This window comes from Streptomyces sp. NPDC048473, from assembly GCF_043200155.1.
GTDB lineage: Bacteria > Actinomycetota > Actinomycetes > Streptomycetales > Streptomycetaceae > Streptomyces.
The window spans coordinates 134,833-151,597 of sequence record NZ_JBICXE010000021.1 but is presented as its reverse complement, the minus strand read 5'-3'; the positions used below and the strand labels follow the sequence as shown (position 1 = coordinate 151,597).

Annotated in this window: 12 protein-coding genes and 1 pseudogene; 10 read left to right on the top strand and 3 right to left on the bottom strand. The window is 70.9% G+C overall.

From position 1 onward, the window contains the following. Nucleotides 1–225 precede the first annotated feature (225 nt). The 7 genes and pseudogenes from ACGFU7_RS29020 to ACGFU7_RS28990 form a co-directional block, all read left to right on the top strand. Nucleotides 226–3,006: a DNA translocase FtsK gene (locus ACGFU7_RS29020; protein ID WP_393699546.1), complete on the top strand. Its 2,781-nt coding sequence runs from the start codon at nucleotides 226–228 to the stop codon at nucleotides 3,004–3,006. Nucleotides 3,007–3,210: 204 nt separating this feature from the next. Next, nucleotides 3,211–4,011, top strand: coding sequence for a helix-turn-helix domain-containing protein (locus tag ACGFU7_RS29015; protein WP_393699544.1), 801 nt, complete (start codon nucleotides 3,211–3,213; stop codon nucleotides 4,009–4,011). A 146-nt stretch (nucleotides 4,012–4,157) separates the two neighbouring features. After that, nucleotides 4,158–5,642, top strand: coding sequence for a 30S ribosomal protein S12 methylthiotransferase RimO (rimO, locus tag ACGFU7_RS29010; RefSeq protein ID WP_393699543.1), 1,485 nt, complete (start codon nucleotides 4,158–4,160; stop codon nucleotides 5,640–5,642). Further along, on the top strand, nucleotides 5,639–6,451 hold the full coding sequence (pgsA, locus tag ACGFU7_RS29005; RefSeq protein WP_393699541.1) for a CDP-diacylglycerol--glycerol-3-phosphate 3-phosphatidyltransferase: 813 nt from the start codon (nucleotides 5,639–5,641) through the stop codon (nucleotides 6,449–6,451). Before rimO ends, pgsA begins: the two co-directional genes overlap by 4 nt. Next, nucleotides 6,448–6,957 carry a CinA family protein gene (locus ACGFU7_RS29000; protein ID WP_393699540.1) on the top strand — a complete coding sequence of 170 codons (510 nt, stop codon included), beginning with the start codon at nucleotides 6,448–6,450 and terminating at the stop codon, nucleotides 6,955–6,957. Before pgsA ends, ACGFU7_RS29000 begins: the two co-directional genes overlap by 4 nt. Before the next feature lie 109 nt (nucleotides 6,958–7,066). Then, nucleotides 7,067–7,450, top strand: a complete 384-nt coding sequence (locus tag ACGFU7_RS28995) for a helix-turn-helix domain-containing protein (RefSeq protein ID WP_018105285.1) — start codon at nucleotides 7,067–7,069, stop codon at nucleotides 7,448–7,450. A 395-nt stretch (nucleotides 7,451–7,845) separates the two neighbouring features. After that, a pseudogene (locus tag ACGFU7_RS28990) lies at nucleotides 7,846–8,046 on the top strand (hypothetical protein); the annotation flags it as partial. Between the two features lie 211 nt (nucleotides 8,047–8,257). Here ACGFU7_RS28990 and ACGFU7_RS28985 read toward each other — a convergent pair. The 3 genes from ACGFU7_RS28985 to ACGFU7_RS28975 form a co-directional block, all read right to left on the bottom strand. Next, the gene (locus ACGFU7_RS28985; RefSeq protein WP_393699538.1) at nucleotides 8,258–9,022 is read right to left on the bottom strand and encodes an SDR family NAD(P)-dependent oxidoreductase; all 765 of its coding nucleotides are present in this window, start codon (nucleotides 9,020–9,022) and stop codon (nucleotides 8,258–8,260) included. Nucleotides 9,023–9,058: 36 nt separating this feature from the next. After that, nucleotides 9,059–9,859: a DNA-formamidopyrimidine glycosylase family protein gene (locus ACGFU7_RS28980; RefSeq protein ID WP_393699536.1), complete on the bottom strand. Its 801-nt coding sequence runs from the start codon at nucleotides 9,857–9,859 to the stop codon at nucleotides 9,059–9,061. A 145-nt stretch (nucleotides 9,860–10,004) separates the two neighbouring features. Beyond that, complete coding sequence (locus tag ACGFU7_RS28975; protein ID WP_393699535.1) at nucleotides 10,005–14,675, bottom strand: DEAD/DEAH box helicase; 4,671 nt, start codon at nucleotides 14,673–14,675, stop codon at nucleotides 10,005–10,007. A gap of 81 nt (nucleotides 14,676–14,756) precedes the next feature. Between ACGFU7_RS28975 and ACGFU7_RS28970 the strand changes: the two genes are divergently transcribed. From ACGFU7_RS28970 to ACGFU7_RS28960, 3 genes are read left to right on the top strand one after another with little or no spacing between them, the layout of a single operon-like run. Continuing rightward, complete coding sequence (locus tag ACGFU7_RS28970) at nucleotides 14,757–15,629, top strand: AraC family transcriptional regulator (RefSeq protein WP_393699534.1); 873 nt, start codon at nucleotides 14,757–14,759, stop codon at nucleotides 15,627–15,629. A gap of 10 nt (nucleotides 15,630–15,639) precedes the next feature. Continuing rightward, nucleotides 15,640–16,443, top strand: a complete 804-nt coding sequence (locus ACGFU7_RS28965; RefSeq protein ID WP_393699533.1) for an AzlC family ABC transporter permease — start codon at nucleotides 15,640–15,642, stop codon at nucleotides 16,441–16,443. Then, nucleotides 16,440–16,745, top strand: a complete 306-nt coding sequence (locus ACGFU7_RS28960) for an AzlD domain-containing protein (protein ID WP_393699532.1) — start codon at nucleotides 16,440–16,442, stop codon at nucleotides 16,743–16,745. The genes ACGFU7_RS28965 and ACGFU7_RS28960 overlap by 4 nt, the downstream gene beginning before the upstream one ends. The last annotated feature ends 20 nt before the right edge of the window (nucleotides 16,746–16,765 follow it).

Here is a 16,765-nt window from a genome sequence, read left to right as displayed (position 1 = left end):
GGGGTGCAGTCCGGAGGTACGACCTCCGGTCGAGGAGCGGGCGGTTGTCCGGACGCTCGGCCCAACTGCCCCGCCGTCTCGGCCGCTCGGCGGTTCGGCGGCAGAGGCATCCCGCGGTGCGGCGGCGTGAGGGCGCGTCAGTTTCCTGCCTCTGTACAGCGACACGGTCGGGTGAAGCGGCAGTCGCACGTGTTCACGGACGTCGACACCGGTAACCTCGGCACCATGGCCTCACGTACGTCCGGCAAGGGTTCCCAGGGCACGGCGGGCACCGCGAAGCGCGTCGGCCGTACCGCGGGGCCGGCCAAGAAAGCCACGCCCGCCAAGAAGACCGCTGCGAAGAAGACCGCGCCCGCGAAGAAGGCCCCTGCCAAGAAGGCGGTGGCCAAGAAGGCGGCCGCGCCCAGACCCGCTCCGTCGCCCACCGGCGGTGTGTACCGCGTGGTGCGCGCCGTCTGGCTCGGTGCGGCCCACGCCGTCGGCGCGATGTTCCGCGGCATAGGGCGCGGCGCCAAGGGACTCGATCCCGCGCACCGCAAGGACGGCATCGCGCTGCTGTTGCTCGGTCTCGCGCTGGTTGTCGCCGCGGGGACCTGGTCGAATCTGCGCGGGCCCGTCGGCGACCTCGTCGAGATGCTCGTCACCGGAGCCTTCGGCCGGCTCGATCTGCTCGTACCGATACTGCTCGGCGCCATCGCCGTACGGCTGATCCTCTACCCGGAGAAGCCCGAGGCCAACGGCCGCATCGTCATCGGGCTCTCCGCCCTGGTCATCGGGGTGCTCGGACAGGTTCACATCGCGTGCGGATCGCCCGGGCGGGGGGACGGCACCACGGCGATGCAGGACGCGGGCGGGCTCATCGGGTGGGCGGCCTCCAAGCCGCTGGTCTACACGATGGGCGAGGTCCTCGCCGTACCGCTGCTGTTGCTGCTCACCGTCTTCGGACTGCTGGTCGTCACCGCCACCCCGGTGAACGCCATTCCGCAACGGCTCCGGCTGCTCGGCACCAAGCTGGGCATCCTCGACCCGGTGTACGACCCCGAGGCGGACGAGGAGAACGACGACGAGCGCTACGACGACCAGTGGCGCGAGGCGCTGCCCGCCCGCTCCCGCCGCTCCTCCGCACGCCGCTCCGAAGCGCCCGCGGAGTACGACGCCGAGCAGGCGGAGGCCGACGCGCTCTCCAAGCGCCGCAGGCCGCGCAGGCCCTTCGTGCAGCCTGCGATGAACCGCACCATGGACGCGGTGGATGTCGCCGCCGCGGCGGCCGCCGCGCTCGACGGAGCCGTGCTCAACGGCATGCCGCCCTCGCCGATCGTCGCCGACCTCACCCAGGGCGTCTCCGTCGAGCGCGAACGCCCGGGCACGCCGGTGCCGGGCGCCAGGGAGAGCGAACCCGCCACCGGGGGAGGGAAGCCGGAGAAGGGGGCGGTGCCCTCGGGCGGCGTACCCGATCTGACGAAGCCCGCGCCCGACCGGTCACAGTCCCAGCCGCTGCCGGCCCGCGCCGAACAGCTGCAGCTCTCCGGCGACATCACCTACTCGCTGCCCTCGCTCGACCTGCTGGAACGCGGCGGGCCCGGCAAGACCCGCAGCGCCGCCAACGATGCGATCGTCGCGTCCCTGACGAACGTCTTCACCGAGTTCAAGGTCGACGCCGCCGTCACCGGCTTCACCCGCGGACCGACGGTCACGCGGTACGAGGTGGAGCTCGGCCCCGCAGTGAAGGTCGAGCGGATCACCGCGCTCGCCAAGAACATCGCGTACGCCGTCGCCAGTCCCGACGTCCGGATCATCTCCCCGATCCCGGGCAAGTCGGCGGTCGGCATCGAGATCCCCAACACCGACCGGGAGATGGTCAACCTCGGCGATGTGCTGCGCCTCGCGGACGCCGCCGAGGACGACCATCCGATGCTGGTCGCGCTCGGCAAGGACGTCGAGGGCGGCTATGTGATGGCCAACCTGGCGAAGATGCCGCATGTGCTGGTGGCCGGTGCGACCGGTTCCGGCAAGTCGTCCTGCATCAACTGTCTGATCACCTCGGTCATGGTGCGGGCGACGCCGGACGACGTACGGATGGTGCTGGTCGACCCCAAGCGCGTCGAGCTGACCGCGTACGAGGGAATCCCGCACCTGATCACGCCGATCATCACCAACCCCAAGCGCGCCGCCGAGGCCCTCCAGTGGGTCGTACGGGAGATGGACCTCCGGTACGACGACCTCGCCGCCTTCGGGTACCGGCACATCGACGACTTCAACCAGGCCGTCCGCAATGGCAAGGTCAAGCCGCCGGAGGGCAGCGGGCGCGAGCTCTCGCCGTACCCGTATCTGCTGGTGATCGTCGACGAGCTGGCTGACCTGATGATGGTCGCTCCGCGTGATGTGGAGGACTCCATCGTCCGTATCACCCAGCTGGCCCGCGCCGCCGGTATCCACCTGGTGCTCGCGACCCAGCGGCCCTCGGTCGACGTCGTCACCGGTCTGATCAAGGCGAATGTGCCCTCCCGGCTCGCCTTCGCGACCTCTTCGCTGGCCGACAGCCGCGTCATCCTCGACCAGCCCGGCGCCGAGAAGCTCATCGGAAAGGGTGACGGTCTGTTCCTGCCGATGGGGGCCAACAAGCCCACTCGTATGCAGGGTGCCTTCGTCACCGAGGACGAGGTCGCGGCCATCGTCCAGCACTGCAAGGATCAGATGGCGCCGGTCTTCCGTGAGGACGTGGTGGTCGGCACCGCCAAGAAGAAGGAGATCGACGAGGACATCGGCGACGACCTGGATCTGCTCTGCCAGGCTGCCGAACTGGTCGTCTCCACCCAGTTCGGGTCCACATCGATGCTTCAGCGCAAGCTGCGGGTCGGCTTCGCCAAGGCCGGCCGGCTGATGGACCTGATGGAGTCCAGGAACATCGTCGGGCCGAGCGAGGGATCCAAGGCGCGCGATGTCATGGTGAAACCGGACGAGCTGGACGGGGTGTTGGCACTGATCCGCGGGGAAACCGCTTCGTAGGAGAAGTGAGGGCAACCGTTTCGTCGGGTCGTACGTCAAGTTGAAGGGAGGGACGGCAGGATTGTCCTTCTCGGGGCAGCCCCGAGAATCGGACGGCGTTCGAGTCCGATGGCGTACAAAGTCCTTCCTCCCGGTTGCCCCACCCTTTCGTACCCCCCCTAGACTGAACACCCAGCAGGTGGCTCACGCTCGAAAGGCGCCCCCGTGTCCATCGGCAACTCCCCCGAAGACGACCGGCCTTTGATCGGTCGAGTGCTTCAGCAGGCTCGTATCGGCGCAGGTCTCACGGTCGAAGAAATCAGTTCGTCCACCCGGGTGCGCATCCCCATCGTGCACGCGATCGAAGAGGACGACTTCTCCCGCTGCGGCGGCGACGTGTATGCGCGCGGTCATATCCGTACCTTGGCGCGTGCCGTCGGGATCGATCCGGAACCGCTGGTTTCGCAGTACGACGCCGAGCACGGCGGCCGTCCCGCACCCACGCCCGCGGCGCCGCTGTTCGAGGCCGAGAGAATCCGTTCCGAACCCCGCCGGCCCAACTGGACGGCGGCCATGGTCGCGGCGATCGTCGCCGTCGTCGGTTTCGTCGGCTTCACATTCTTCAAGGGCGGCGACGACGGCTCCACGACCACACAGGTCGCGGAGGGCTCGACGCCCAACACGAAGAGCCCCAAGCCGAAGACCAGCAAACCCGTCGACCCCAAGCCGGCGCCTTCCGACAGTGCCATCGCCGCGGCACCCAGGGACAAGGTGACGGTGAAGCTCAGCGCCAGCCAGGGCAAGAGCTGGATCTCCGCCAAGGATCACAACGGTCGGCTGCTCTTCGACGGTCTGCTGTTGCAGGGCCAGTCCAAGACCTTCCAGGACCAGGAGCGGGTCGACCTCGTCCTCGGCGACGCCGGGTCCATCGAGCTCTTCGTGAACGGCAAGAAGGTCGAGGACAAGTTCCAGCCGGGCCAGGTCGAGCGGCTCTCGTACACGAAGGGCGACCCGGCGGTCGGCTGACCCGTACACGCACAGTTTCCCCAGCGGCATCAGCAACACGGCGAGCGCCCGGCAATCCTGCCGGGCGCTCGCCGCCTTTGTCACTCGGTGTGATGGTGGAACCCTGCACGGCAGGGCGAGTGCCGGGACAAAGTAGTCTTGAGCCCATGCCCGAACGCCGTACCGTCGCCCTTGTCACTCTTGGCTGCGCCCGTAACGAGGTGGACTCGGAGGAGCTCGCAGGCCGCTTGGCAGCGGACGGCTGGGAGCTCGTCGAGGATGCCTCCGACGCGGATGTCGCCGTCGTCAACACCTGTGGATTCGTCGAGGCCGCCAAGAAGGACTCCGTCGATGCCCTGCTCGAAGCCAATGATCTGAAGGACCACGGCAGGACCCAGGCCGTGGTCGCCGTCGGCTGCATGGCCGAGCGCTACGGCAAGGACCTCGCCGAGGCCCTGCCCGAGGCGGACGGTGTCCTCGGATTCGACGACTACGCCGACATCTCCGACCGCCTCCAGACCATCCTCAACGGCGGCATCCACGCCTCGCACACCCCGCGCGACCGCCGCAAGCTCCTGCCGATCAGCCCGGCCGAGCGGCAGGACGCCGCCGTGGCCCTTCCGGGGCACGCACAGGAGGCCGCACCGGCCCCCGCCCCCGAGGACCTCCCGGACGGAGTCGCTCCGGTCTCCGGGCCGCGGGCGCCCCTGCGCCGGCGGCTGGGCACCAGCCCCGTCGCCTCCGTGAAGCTCGCCTCCGGCTGCGACCGCCGCTGCTCCTTCTGCGCCATCCCGTCCTTCCGCGGCTCCTTCATCTCGCGCCGCCCCTCGGACGTGCTGGGGGAGACCCGCTGGCTGGCCGAGCAGGGCGTGAAGGAGGTCATGCTGGTCTCCGAGAACAACACCTCGTACGGCAAGGACCTCGGCGACATCCGGCTGCTGGAGACGCTGCTGCCGGAGCTCGCCGACGTCGAGGGGATCGAGCGGATCCGGGTCAGCTATCTGCAGCCGGCGGAGATGCGGCCGGGCCTCATCGACGTACTGACCTCGACCCCGAAGGTCGCCCCGTACTTCGACCTGTCCTTCCAGCACTCGGCACCCGGCGTGCTGCGGGCGATGCGCCGCTTCGGTGACACCGACCGCTTCCTGGAGCTCCTGGACACCATCCGCAGCAAGGCGCCGCAGGCCGGTGCCCGCTCCAACTTCATCGTGGGCTTCCCCGGCGAGACCGAGGCCGACCTGGCGGAGCTGGAGCGCTTCCTCACCGGCGCCCGGCTCGACGCCATCGGCGTCTTCGGCTACTCCGACGAGGAGGGCACCGAGGCGGTCGGTTACGAGAACAAGCTGGACGCCGACGTCATCGCGGAGCGGCTCGCGCACATCTCGCAGCTGGCCGAGGAGCTGACCTCGCAGCGTGCCGAGGAGCGCCTCGGGGAGTCCCTGCAGGTGCTGGTGGAGTCCGTGGACTCCACCGAGGACGAGCCGCGGGCGGTGGGGCGCGCGGCGCACCAGGCACCCGAAACGGACGGCCAGGTGCTCTTCACCGCACGCGAGGGCCTCGTGCCCGGCCGTATGGTCGAGGCAAAGGTTGTGGGCACCGAAGGAGTGGACCTGGTGGCCGAGTGTTCCGAGCTCGTGGAGGCGGCCAGATGACGGGAGTCCCGGCATCCGCGGCAGGCGGCTCCGGCGCGAAGCCGGTCCGCGGCGGCAAGCTGGGTACTGCGGCCGTCAATCAGGCCAGCCTGTGGAACATCGCCAATCTGCTCACCATGCTGCGGCTGGTGCTGGTGCCCGGGTTCGTGATGCTGCTGCTGCACAACGGCGGCTACGACCCGGCCTGGCGGTCGTTCGCCTGGGCGGCGTTCGCCATCGCCATGATCACCGACCTGTTCGACGGTCATCTCGCGCGCACTTACAACCTGGTCACCGACTTCGGGAAGATCGCCGACCCGATCGCGGACAAGGCGATCATGGGTGCGGCGCTGATCTGTCTCTCGTATCTCGGTGATCTGCCCTGGTGGGTCACGGGCGTGATCCTCTTCCGCGAGATCGGCATCACGCTGATGCGGTTCTGGGTGATACGGCATGCGGTGATCCCGGCCAGTCGCGGCGGGAAGATGAAGACCCTGGCACAGGGGACGGCCGTCGGGATGTACGTCCTGGCGCTGACCGGTCCACTTGCCACCCTGCGCTTCTGGGTGATGGCGGTGGCTGTCGTGCTGACGGTCGTCACGGGGCTCGACTATGTGCGCCAGGCCGTCGTGCTGCGCCGCAAGGGGCTCGCGGCCGAGCGGGCTGCTGCTGTTGCGGAGGCTGCTGGAGGGTCTGGGGTGTCTGAGGGGGCTGGATCGTCCGGGGCGCCTGGGGGGTCTGGAACGGCTGGGGCGTCCGGGGCTGCTGAGGGTGCGGGGCCGGTCTCCGGGGCCTCGGGTGCCCGTGGTTCGGCGGAGGCCGAGCGGTGACTGCCGCGGCCCGGGTGCTGGAGCTGCTCGTGGAGCGTGGTGAGACTCTCGCCGTCGCCGAGTCGCTGACCGGTGGTCTGGTCGCGGCGGAGCTGACTTCCGTACCGGGTGCCTCGAACTCCTTCCGCGGGTCCGTGACGGCGTACGCAACGCCCCTGAAGCGGGAATTGCTGGGGGTGGACGGCGCCCTCCTGGCGGAGCGCGGTGCGGTCGACCCGGAGGTGGCGCGGCAGATGGCGGCAGGTGTGCGCCGTGCTCTCGGGGCAGACTGGGGTATGGCCACCACCGGGGTCGCCGGCCCCGAGCCGCAGGACGGCAAGCCCGTCGGCACGGTCTATGTTGCGGTGGCCGGGCCGGACGGCGCGGAGAATGTGACCGCGCTGCGATTGAACGGCGGGCGTGCGGACATCCGTAGAGAGAGCGTACGGAGCGTGCTGGCATTGCTCGCCGCCGAACTCGGCAAGAATGCAAGCGCACAGGATACGGAACAGAACGGGGGGAATTGATGTTTGCAGCCCTGAGTGAACACGACATCGCTCCCCGCACGGCCGCGGCGCAAGGCGGTACGGTGGGGCGTGAAGGATGCGGCTACGCGGTCCGAGGAGGGAGCCACCGATGATTCTGCTCCGTCGCCTGCTTGGTGACGTGCTGCGTCGGCAGCGCCAGCGCCAAGGCCGTACTCTGCGCGAAGTCTCCTCGTCCGCCCGAGTCTCGCTCGGCTATCTCTCCGAGGTGGAGCGGGGGCAGAAGGAGGCATCCTCCGAACTGCTCTCCGCTATTTGCGACGCGCTTGACGTACGGATGTCCGAGCTCATGCGTGAAGTGAGCGATGAGCTGTCGCTGGCCGAACTGGCCGAGTCGGCAGCAGCCAGCGATCCGGTGCCTGTGCCGGTACGCCCAATGCTCAATTCCGTCTCCGTGACGTCGGTGGCAGGTGTGCCGACGGGACGGGTGACCATCAAGGCGCCCGCGGAAGCGGTGGATGTCGTCGCCGCCTGACCCGCGTGGTCCGGTGTGCAGCGGAGCCCCGGTCGGCCCCTCAGGGGGCGGCCGGGGCTTCTGCGTGGCCCGGGGCGGGTGGGCGTGGTCCGTTCTGGATGCGGCTCGGGAGTGTCTGGGCGAGACTGCGAGTAAGAGGCATCGATCAGGAAGATCACGGGGCCTGACACGGTCTGACGTGGCCTGATGTGTCTCGATGCGGCCTGATGAGGCCTGCGCTGGGGGTGCTCTGAGTGCCTCTGGCCCAAGGTGGAGCCGTGATCCGGAGCAAGCCCGGATGTCCCGGGCGGAGAGCGCACAACGGTCTGCGGCAGCGCACTGCGCGCCGGTGGTGCACCGGTGCGCCCTCCCGCCGGGCGAGCGGGCCGGACTAGGTTCGGCCGGAGGAGGCAGCCATGGTACGGCGATGGGTGCCGGCGCTCGTTCTCGGCGGGGTGTGGTGGTGGGCCGTGCTGCGGCTCGTGCTGGAACCGGCCCATGCGGGGCTTGTCGAGGGTGCGGTGGCGGCGGGCGGATGGGGGCTGAGCCTCCTGCCCGTGCATGCGGCCGCGACCGCCGGTCCGGCGGGAGTGAGCGGGGCGGATGCGGATACGGGGCGGTGGTCCGCTCTTGGGATGCGGTGGGCGGGCTGGTGCTCCAGCGTCGGGTTGCGGTGCGTGGGGCGGTGGTTCCCTGTTGTGACGCGCTGCGTGGAGCGGTGGTCCGCTGTTGTGACGCACCACGGGAGTCGGTGGTCTGCTGTTGTGACGCGTTGCGTGCGCGGGTGGTCAGTTGTCGGTATGCGGCGCGGTGGCCGGGCCTGGCGGACTACCAGGGCATGGCTACGCCGCCGTTCGGGCGGAGGATCTGACCGGTCATGAAGGCCGACGCATCGGATGCGAGATAGAGCAGGGTGTGGGCGACGTCCTCGGGCTCGCCGACCCGGCCGAGTGGGGAAATCCGCGCCATCGTGGCCTCCGCCCGGTGTTGCTGTTCCGCGTCGTGGCGAGCGGTCATGGGCGTACGGATCCAGCCCGGGGCGACGGCGTTGACGCGGATGGAATGAGGCCCCAGCTCGGTCGCGAGGGTCTTCGTCAGCTGGACGACCGCCGCTTTGGCCGCGCTGTAGCAGAGCAGCCCCGGGCTCGCGGCGTCGACGGCTCCCGAGGCCATGGTGATCAGCGAGCCGGGTGAGCCGCGCTCGATCATGCTGCGGGCCACTTCCTGACAGGCGTACAGAACGCCCTTGAAATTGACTGAGAGGACGCGGTCGAGATCGTTGTCCGCGGTCTCCAGGACGCTGCTCGTATGCATGATCCCGGCAACGGCGGCCAGGATGTCGAGGTCGCCCGCGGCGGCCACCGCGGCCCTGATCCGACTGCGGTCGGTGACATCGAGGGTGTGGATGTGGGATGTACCACCCGCTTCGGCAATCAGGTCCCGGGTCTCCAGCAGGCCCTTCTCGTCGCGGTCCGCGCAGTGCACGGTGGCGCCCGCCGCTGCGAGCAGGACGGCGCCTGCGCGGCCAATGCCAGCCGCCGCGCCGGTGATGAACGCGGAGCGGCCCGTGAGGTCGTACGCGGTGAGGGACATGACCGGACGGTACGTCCGGATCTGACGGACCGTCAACTAGCTTGTGGGGCCCGATTGGCAGCGCGGGCACCAGTAGGTGGGGCGGGCGTCCTGATCGGCCGTGCGGATGGGCGTGCCGCAGCGCAGGCAGGGCCGGTCGGTCCTGCCGTAGACCCAGAGCCGTTCGTTCGCGCCGTATCCGCGGGGCGCTGTGCTGGTGGTCGTGCGCATGGGGCGGTCGCGGTTGGCTTCGAGGAGCTGCTTGGCCGTGGTGACGAGGCGGGCGGTGGTGGTGGCGGCCAGGTCGCCGATGGGGAGCCAGGGGGTCGCGCGGGCGAGGAAGCAGAGCTCGGCCTTGTAGATGTTGCCGATTCCGGCCAGGTTGCGCTGGTCCAGGAGGGCCTCGCCGAGGGGGCGGGTGGGGTCGCAGAGCAGATTGTGCAGAGCGGTGCCGGGGTTCCAGTCGGGGCCCAGCAGATCGGGGCCGAGATGGCCGACGGCCTTCTCCTCGTCCCGGGTGCGGAGGAGTTCGAGGACGGGGAGCCGGTAGCCGACGGCGGTGTGCTCCGCGTTGGCGAGAACGGCGCGGATCTGGTGGGCGGGGCCGCCGCGCCAGCGCTCGCCCGGGGCGTAGACGCGCCAGGCGCCGTCCATCCGCAGATGGCTGTGGAGGGTCAGGCCGCCCTCGATACGGGTGAGGAGATGCTTGCCGCGCGAGACGGCGTCCAGAACCGTCCGGCCGGTGAGGTCGGCGGTGGCGAACCGTGGGACGCGCAGGTCGGAGCGGGTGAGGACCCGGCCGGCGAGTGCGGTGTGCAGACGCTTGGCGGTCTGCAGGACGGTGTCTCCTTCGGGCATGCCTCCATGATGCGTGGTCGGGTGGGGAGTGTGGCGTGCTCGGCGTGGGCGGTGGTGGGTGCGGGCGGGGTGGTTCGGGTGGTGCAGGTGGCGTGGTGTTGGGGGCGGGCGGTGTGATGTACGAGGTGTGAGGTGTACGGGTGGTTCAGGCGCGCAGGCGGAGTCCCCTCGGGGTGGCCAGGAATCCGGCCGCCTCCAGCGTGCGGCCGAGCGGGGAAGTCAGGGACGAGGCGCCGTTGGTGCGCTCCACCGTGACCGTGCCGAGCGCTCCCGCGCGGGCAGCTGCCGCCAGTGCCCCGGCTGCCGCGAGGAGTGCAGGGTCGTCCGGGTCGGTGGGCCAGGCCAGCAGCGTCTTGCCGCCACGCTCCATGTACATCGCCAGTTCGCCGTCGACCAGCACCACCAGGGCGCCCGCCTTGCGGCCCGGCTTGTGCCCGGCGCCGTCCGGCGGCTCGGGCCAGGGCAGGGCGGCGCCGTAGGCATTGGCCGGGTCCGCCGCGGCGAGGACCAGGGCGTGGGGTGCGGCGCCCGGTTCCGTACGGTCGCGGGCGGTGGACGTGGCACGCAGCCGGTCGACCGCGCCGTCCATCGCGAACTGGGCCGCTCCCAGGCCCTCGACGACATAGCCGCGCCGGGCCTGCCCGTTGTCCTCGAAGGCGGAGAGGACGCGGTACGCAGCGGAGAAGCCGCCCTCGACGCCTTCGGCCTGGACCGCGCCGCGGGTCACCACACCGTGGCGGTCGAGGAGCGTTCGGGCCAGGGCATGCGCACGGTGCGTGGGGTCGGGTTCGGCGGCGGGCAGCAGGGACCAACGGCCCGAGACGGTGGGCGGGCCGGTGCGGGACGCGGGCCGGGCGGCGGCGGTGAGTGAGCCGTAACGCCCGCGCGGGACGCTCCGTTTGGCGCGGTGGGCGGTCGACCCTGCCGTGCGACCGGAGCCGAGGAGCGAACGCAGCGGGGCGAGCGTGTCATTGGTGAGCCGGCCCGACCAGGCCAGGTCCCAGACGGCATCGGCCAGTTGCGGATCGGTGCAGTCCGGGTGGGTGGTGGCGCGGACCTGGTCGGCGATCTGCCGGAAGAAAAGTCCGTATCCACCGGTCAGGGCCGTCAGGACGGATTCGTGCAACGCGCTCGGTTCGAGCGGGTGCGGGGGCGGGAGGAGCAGGGGTGCGCTGTCGGCGAGGTAGAGGGACAGCCAGCCGTCCTTGCCGGGAAGGGCACCCGCCCCCGCCCAGACGACCTCGCCGGTGGTGGTCAGCTCGTCGAGCAGCGCGGGGGAGTAGCCGGTGACCCGGCTGGGCAGGATCAGCTTCTCCAGGGCCGACGCCGGGACGGGTGCACCCTGCAACTGCTCGATGGCGCGGGCCAGTCCGTCGATGCCGCGCAGGCTGTTGTTGCCCAGGTGCTGCCACTGCGGAAGGAAGCCGGCAAGGGCGGCGGGCGGGACCGGCTCCAGCTCATGGCGGAGCGCGGCGAGTGAGCGGCGGCGCAGTCGGCGCAGCACGGTGGCGTCGCACCACTCCTGGCCGATGCCGGCGGGGTGGAACTCGCCCTGGACGATCCCGCCGGTCGCGGCGAGCCGCTGCAGCGCGCCGTCCGTGACAGCGGTGCCGAGCCCGAAACGGGTGGCGGCCTCGGTGGAGGTGAACGGGCCGTGCGTACGCGCGTATCGGGCGAGGAGATCGCCGAGGGGGTCTTTCACCGGTTCGGTGAACGCCTCGGGGACGCCGACCGGGAGGGCGGTGCCCAGTGCGTCGCGCAGCCGTCCCGCGTCCTCGATCGCGGCCCAGTGGTCCGCTCCGCCGATCCGGACCCGGATGGCCCGGCGGGCAGCGGACAGCTCCGGAGCCCATGGCTGCTGGGCGCCGCGCTCGGCCAACTCCACGTCGGTGAGCGGGCCGAGAACCCGAAGGAGATCGGCGACCCCTTCGATGTCCTTGATCCGGCGGTCCTCGGTCAGCCACTGGAGTTCCTGCTCCAGCTCGGTCAGGACGTCGGCGTCGAGCAGCTCGCGCAGTTCTGCCTGGCCGAGGAGCTCGGCCAGGAGGTGGGAGTCGAGGGAGAGGGCGGCGGCCCGCCGTTCGGCGAGGGGCGAGTCGCCCTCGTACAGGAACTGGGCGACATAGCCGAACAGGAGCGAGCGGGCGAAGGGCGAGGGCTCCGGGGTCGTCACCTCGACCAGCCGGATACGGCGGGCTTCGAGGTCGCCCATGAGTTCCGTGAGCCCGGGGACGTCGAAGACATCCTGGAGGCATTCGCGGACCGCTTCCAGGACGATCGGGAAGGAGCCGAACTCGGAGGCGACCTGGAGGAGTTGCGCGGCGCGTTGGCGCTGCTGCCAGAGCGGGGTGCGCTTTCCGGGGCTGCGCCGCGGCAGCAGCAGGGCGCGCGCCGCACATTCGCGGAACCGGGAGGCGAACAGAGCTGATCCGCCTACCTGGTCGGTGACGATCTGACGGATCTCGCCCTGGTCGAAGGTCACGTCCGCAGCGCCGACGGGCGGTTGTCCGCTGTCGTACGAGGGATCAGGCAGCGGTGCCGGATCCTGGGCGGGGTCCTGCGCCGGATCGAAGTCCAGCAGGTCCAGGCCCATCAGGTCGGCGTCGGGCAGCCGCAGCACTATGCCGTCGTCGGCGTGCATCACCTGGGCGTCCATGCCGTACCGCTCGGCGAGGCGGGCGTTCAGCGCCAGCGCCCACGGGGCATGTACCTGCGCGCCGAACGGGGAGTGGACGACGACCCGCCAGTCGCCCAGCTCGTCACGGAAACGCTCGACGAGGATGGTCCGGTCGTCCGGTACGTGACCGCAGGCGCGGCGCTGTTCGTCGATGTACGACAGGGTGTTGTCGGCGGCCCAGGTGTCGAGACCGGCGGCGAGCAGACGCTGCCGGGCATCTTCCTGGGACAGTCCGCCGATCTCGCGGAGGAACGCGCCGAGCGCGCGGCCCAGCTCCAGCGGACGGCCCAGCTGGTCGCCCTTCCAGAACGGCAGCCGGCCGGGAACCCCGGGGGCGGGTGACACCAGGACCCGGTCGCGGGTGATGTCCTCGATCCGCCAGGACGTGGTGCCCAGCGTGAAGACGTCGCCGACGCGGGACTCATACACCATCTCCTCGTCCAGCTCACCGACCCGGCCGCCGCCCTTCTTGGGGTCGGCGCCCGCGAGGAAGACCCCGAAGAGCCCGCGGTCGGGGATGGTCCCGCCGGAGGTGACGGCGAGCCGCTGGGCGCCGGGACGGCCTGTGACCGTACCGGCCACCCGGTCCCAGACCACACGCGGGCGCAGCTCGGCGAAGGCGTCGGACGGATAGCGCCCGGCGAGCATGTCCAGCACGGCGGTGAACGCCGACTCGGGCAGGGAGGCGAAGGGGGCGGCGCGGCGGGTCACGGCCAGCAGATCGTCCACCTGCCAGCTGTCCAGGGCGACCATGGCGACGAGCTGCTGGGCCAGCACATCGAGGGGGTTGGACGGGATCCGGAGTGCCTCGATGGAGCCCTCGCGCATCCGCTCCGTGACCACGGCGGCCTGCACCAGATCGCCCCGGTACTTCGGGAAGACCACTCCGGTGGAGACGGCACCGACCTGGTGCCCGGCCCGGCCGACCCGTTGCAGCCCGGAGGCGACCGACGGCGGCGACTCCACCTGGATCACCAGATCGACCGCCCCCATGTCGATGCCCAGCTCCAGACTGGAGGTGGCGACCACGGCCGGCAGCCGGCCCGCCTTGAGGTCCTCCTCGACCTGGGCGCGCTGTTCCTTGGAGACCGAACCGTGGTGGGCGCGGGCGAGCAGAGCGGGGGCGCCCTTCGCGGCGCCCGACTGGGCCATGATCTCGGCCGGGGAGTGTGCCTCCGGCAGCGTCGGGGCGTCGAGCACAGTGCCGGTGGCCCGCTCGTACGCGATCTCGTTGAGCCGGTTGCAGAGCCGCTCCGCGAGGCGGCGGGAATTGGCGAAGACGATGGTGGAGCGATGCTCCTGGACGAGATCGACGATGCGTTCCTCGACATGGGGCCAGATCGACGGCTTGTCGGCCTGGGCCGCCTGGTCGGTGTCGGTGGCGGGGGAGCCGCCGAGCTCGCCCAGATCCTCGACCGGCACGACCACCGACAGGTCGAACCGCTTGGTGGACGGCGGCTGGACGATCTCCACCTTCCGCTGCGGTGAGAGGAAGCGCGCCACCTCGTCGACCGGACGGACCGTCGCCGACAGGCCGATCCGCCGTGCGGGCCGCGGCAGCAGCTCGTCCAGACGCTCCAGCGATACGGCGAGATGGGCGCCTCGCTTCGTACCCGCCACGGCGTGCACTTCGTCGAGAATCACCGTCTCGATGCCGGACAGCGCCTCCCGGGCCGATGAGGTCAGCATCAGGAAGAGCGATTCGGGCGTGGTGATCAGGATGTCCGGCGGCCGGGTCGCCATCGAGCGGCGCTCGGCGGGCGGGGTGTCACCGGAGCGGATTCCCACCCGGAGCTCGGGCTCGGGCAGCCCCAGACGCACCGACTCCTGGCGGATGCCGGTCAGCGGTGAGCGGAGATTGCGCTCGACATCGACGGCGAGGGCCTTGAGGGGTGACACGTACAGCACACGGCAGCGCTTCTTCGCCTCGGCGGGCGGCGGGACGGACGCCAGCCCGTCCAGCGCGGCGAGGAACGCGGCCAGGGTCTTGCCGGAGCCGGTCGGCGCGACGACCAGCACGTCCGAGCCTTCGCCGATCGCGCGCCAGGCGCCTTCCTGCGCGGCGGTGGGCGCGCTGAAGGCACCTGCGAACCAGCTGCGGGTCGCAGGGGAGAACGAGTCGAGCGCAGAGCCGGCCATGTCCCCCATCGTGCACCCCACCACTGACAACGGCCGTGACGGCCATCGGCGACCGGGCCCGGGAGCTGCGAGAATTCGTCCATGGTGGCAATACCGGAGTCGGGATCAGGAGAGTGGGCGAGGCACTGGCAGCACGCGGAGCTGCCCGATCTCGATCTGCTGCGTGCCCGGTACGTGCGCCACACCTTCCCGCGCCACAGCCACGAGGGCTATGTCTTCGGCACCATCACCCGCGGGGTGGAGGATGTCGGACTACCCGGCGGCACGGTCGTACACGCGGGCCCCGGCGCCGTAGTCATGATCAATCCGGAGGTGCCGCACACCGCCCGCGCGGGTGTTCCGGAGGGCTGGGTGTACGCCACGCTGTACCCGTCCGCGCAGGTGATCAACGACATCGCGGCCGATACGACGAGTCTGCGCGGTACGGTCGGCTTCACCGAGAGCAGCGTCATGGATCCGTACGCGGCCCGGCTGATCGGCGAGGTCCACCGGGCCGCAGAGGAGGGCAACGCACTCGCCGCGGACACCGTGCTGCGGGTGATGGTCGCACGGCTGCTCAGCCGGCACGGCAGCGTGCTGCCCGCCCGCGCGCCCCGGTCGGCGGGTGCCCGCGACGCGGCGCGTGCCCGTGCGGTGCTGGAGGGCAGGATGGCGGAGCCGCCCACCCTGGAGGCGCTGGCCGCGGAGCTCGGCACCAGTCCGTTCGCGCTGCTGAGGGCCTTCAAGAAGCAGTACGGGATGCCGCCGCACGCCTGGCTCACCGATGCCCGGGTGCGGGCCGCGCGCCGGATGCTCGACGAGGGAACGGCACCCGCGGAGGCGGCCGCCGAGGTCGGCTTCACCGATCAGCCGCATCTCAACCGTCACTTCACCCGGATCGTGGGGGTGCCGCCCGGCGCGTACCGGCGCGAACGTGCAAGAACGTACAAGACCGGTCGCAACCTGCTCACGTAGCGTTCCGGTCGTGGCAGAACAGACAACACTCCCAGAGGGCATCGGCGAAGCAGCCGGCGCACCCCACGGCAGCGCGACCGCCCCCGGCGTGCGGCCGGACGCGGCCGGGGCGAAGTCGGACGCGGCCGTCGTACGCGATGCACTCGGTGTCGGCATAGCCGTCGGACTTTCCGGCTTCGCCTTCGGCGTGACCTCGGCCGGCTCCGGACTGAGCCTGCTGCAGACCTGCGTGCTCAGCCTCGCCGTCTTCACCGGCGCCTCGCAGTTTGCCCTCGTGGGCGCTCTCGCGGCGGGCGGTAATCCGTACACCGCGGCTGCCGGGGCCTTCTTCCTCGGCGTGCGCAACTCGTTCTACGGCCTGCGGCTGTCGCAGCTGCTCGCCCTTCCGCGCGCGCTCCGTCCCTTCGCCGCCCAGTGGGTCATCGACGAGACGACCGCCGTGACATTGCCGCAGCCCACCCGACGGGCCGCACGGATCGGGTTCGCCGTCACCGGACTCACCCTCTATGTGCTGTGGAACCTGACCACGCTGCTGGGGGCCCTCGGCGCCAAGGCGCTCGGAGACACCGACGCCTGGGGGCTGGACGCGGCATCGCCCGCGGTCTTCCTCGCTCTGCTCGCGCCGATGCTGAAAAGCACGACGGAACGCATCACCGCCGCAGTCGCGGTCCTGCTCGCGCTCGGACTGCTGCCCGTACTGCCCGCAGGCGTCCCTGTCCTGCTGTCCGCTCTCGCCGCACCCGCCGTCCTCTTCCTGAGCGGACGCCGGAAGGGAACGAGCCGGGGCACTGTCACGACGGAGGAGAACCGATGAACATCTGGATCGCCATCGCGCTGACCGCCGTCGGCTGCTACCTCGCCAAACTGCTCGGACTGCTGGTGCCCGCCGGTGTGCTGGAACGTCCGCTCACGCAGCGTCTCGCCGCGCTCCTGCCCGTGGCGCTCCTGGCCGCCCTGACCGCGCAGCAGACGTTCGGCGACGGGCAGCACTTGACGCTGGACGCCAGGGGCGCGGGGCTCGCCGCGGCAGCGCTCGCACTGGTCCTGCGCGCGCCCTTCCTCGTGGTCGTAGGGGCCGCCGTGGTCGTCACAGCAGGGGTACGTGCCCTCGGTTAGACACATCGGTAAGGGGCTCG

What these genes read in the sequence shown, in the direction of transcription:
- ACGFU7_RS29020 (WP_393699546.1), top strand. Translation starts at nt 226, where the DNA reads ATGGCCTCACGTACGTCCGGCAAGGGTTCCCAGGGCACGGCGGGCACC.
- rimO (WP_393699543.1), top strand. Translation starts at nt 4,158, where the DNA reads ATGCCCGAACGCCGTACCGTCGCCCTTGTCACTCTTGGCTGCGCCCGT.
- pgsA (WP_393699541.1), top strand. Translation starts at nt 5,639, where the DNA reads ATGACGGGAGTCCCGGCATCCGCGGCAGGCGGCTCCGGCGCGAAGCCG.
- ACGFU7_RS28995 (WP_018105285.1), top strand. Translation starts at nt 7,067, where the DNA reads ATGATTCTGCTCCGTCGCCTGCTTGGTGACGTGCTGCGTCGGCAGCGC.
- ACGFU7_RS28985 (WP_393699538.1), bottom strand. Translation starts at nt 9,022, where the DNA reads ATGTCCCTCACCGCGTACGACCTCACGGGCCGCTCCGCGTTCATCACC.
- ACGFU7_RS28980 (WP_393699536.1), bottom strand. Translation starts at nt 9,859, where the DNA reads ATGCCCGAAGGAGACACCGTCCTGCAGACCGCCAAGCGTCTGCACACC.
- ACGFU7_RS28975 (WP_393699535.1), bottom strand. Translation starts at nt 14,675, where the DNA reads ATGGCCGGCTCTGCGCTCGACTCGTTCTCCCCTGCGACCCGCAGCTGG.
- ACGFU7_RS28970 (WP_393699534.1), top strand. Translation starts at nt 14,757, where the DNA reads ATGGTGGCAATACCGGAGTCGGGATCAGGAGAGTGGGCGAGGCACTGG.
- ACGFU7_RS28960 (WP_393699532.1), top strand. Translation starts at nt 16,440, where the DNA reads ATGAACATCTGGATCGCCATCGCGCTGACCGCCGTCGGCTGCTACCTC.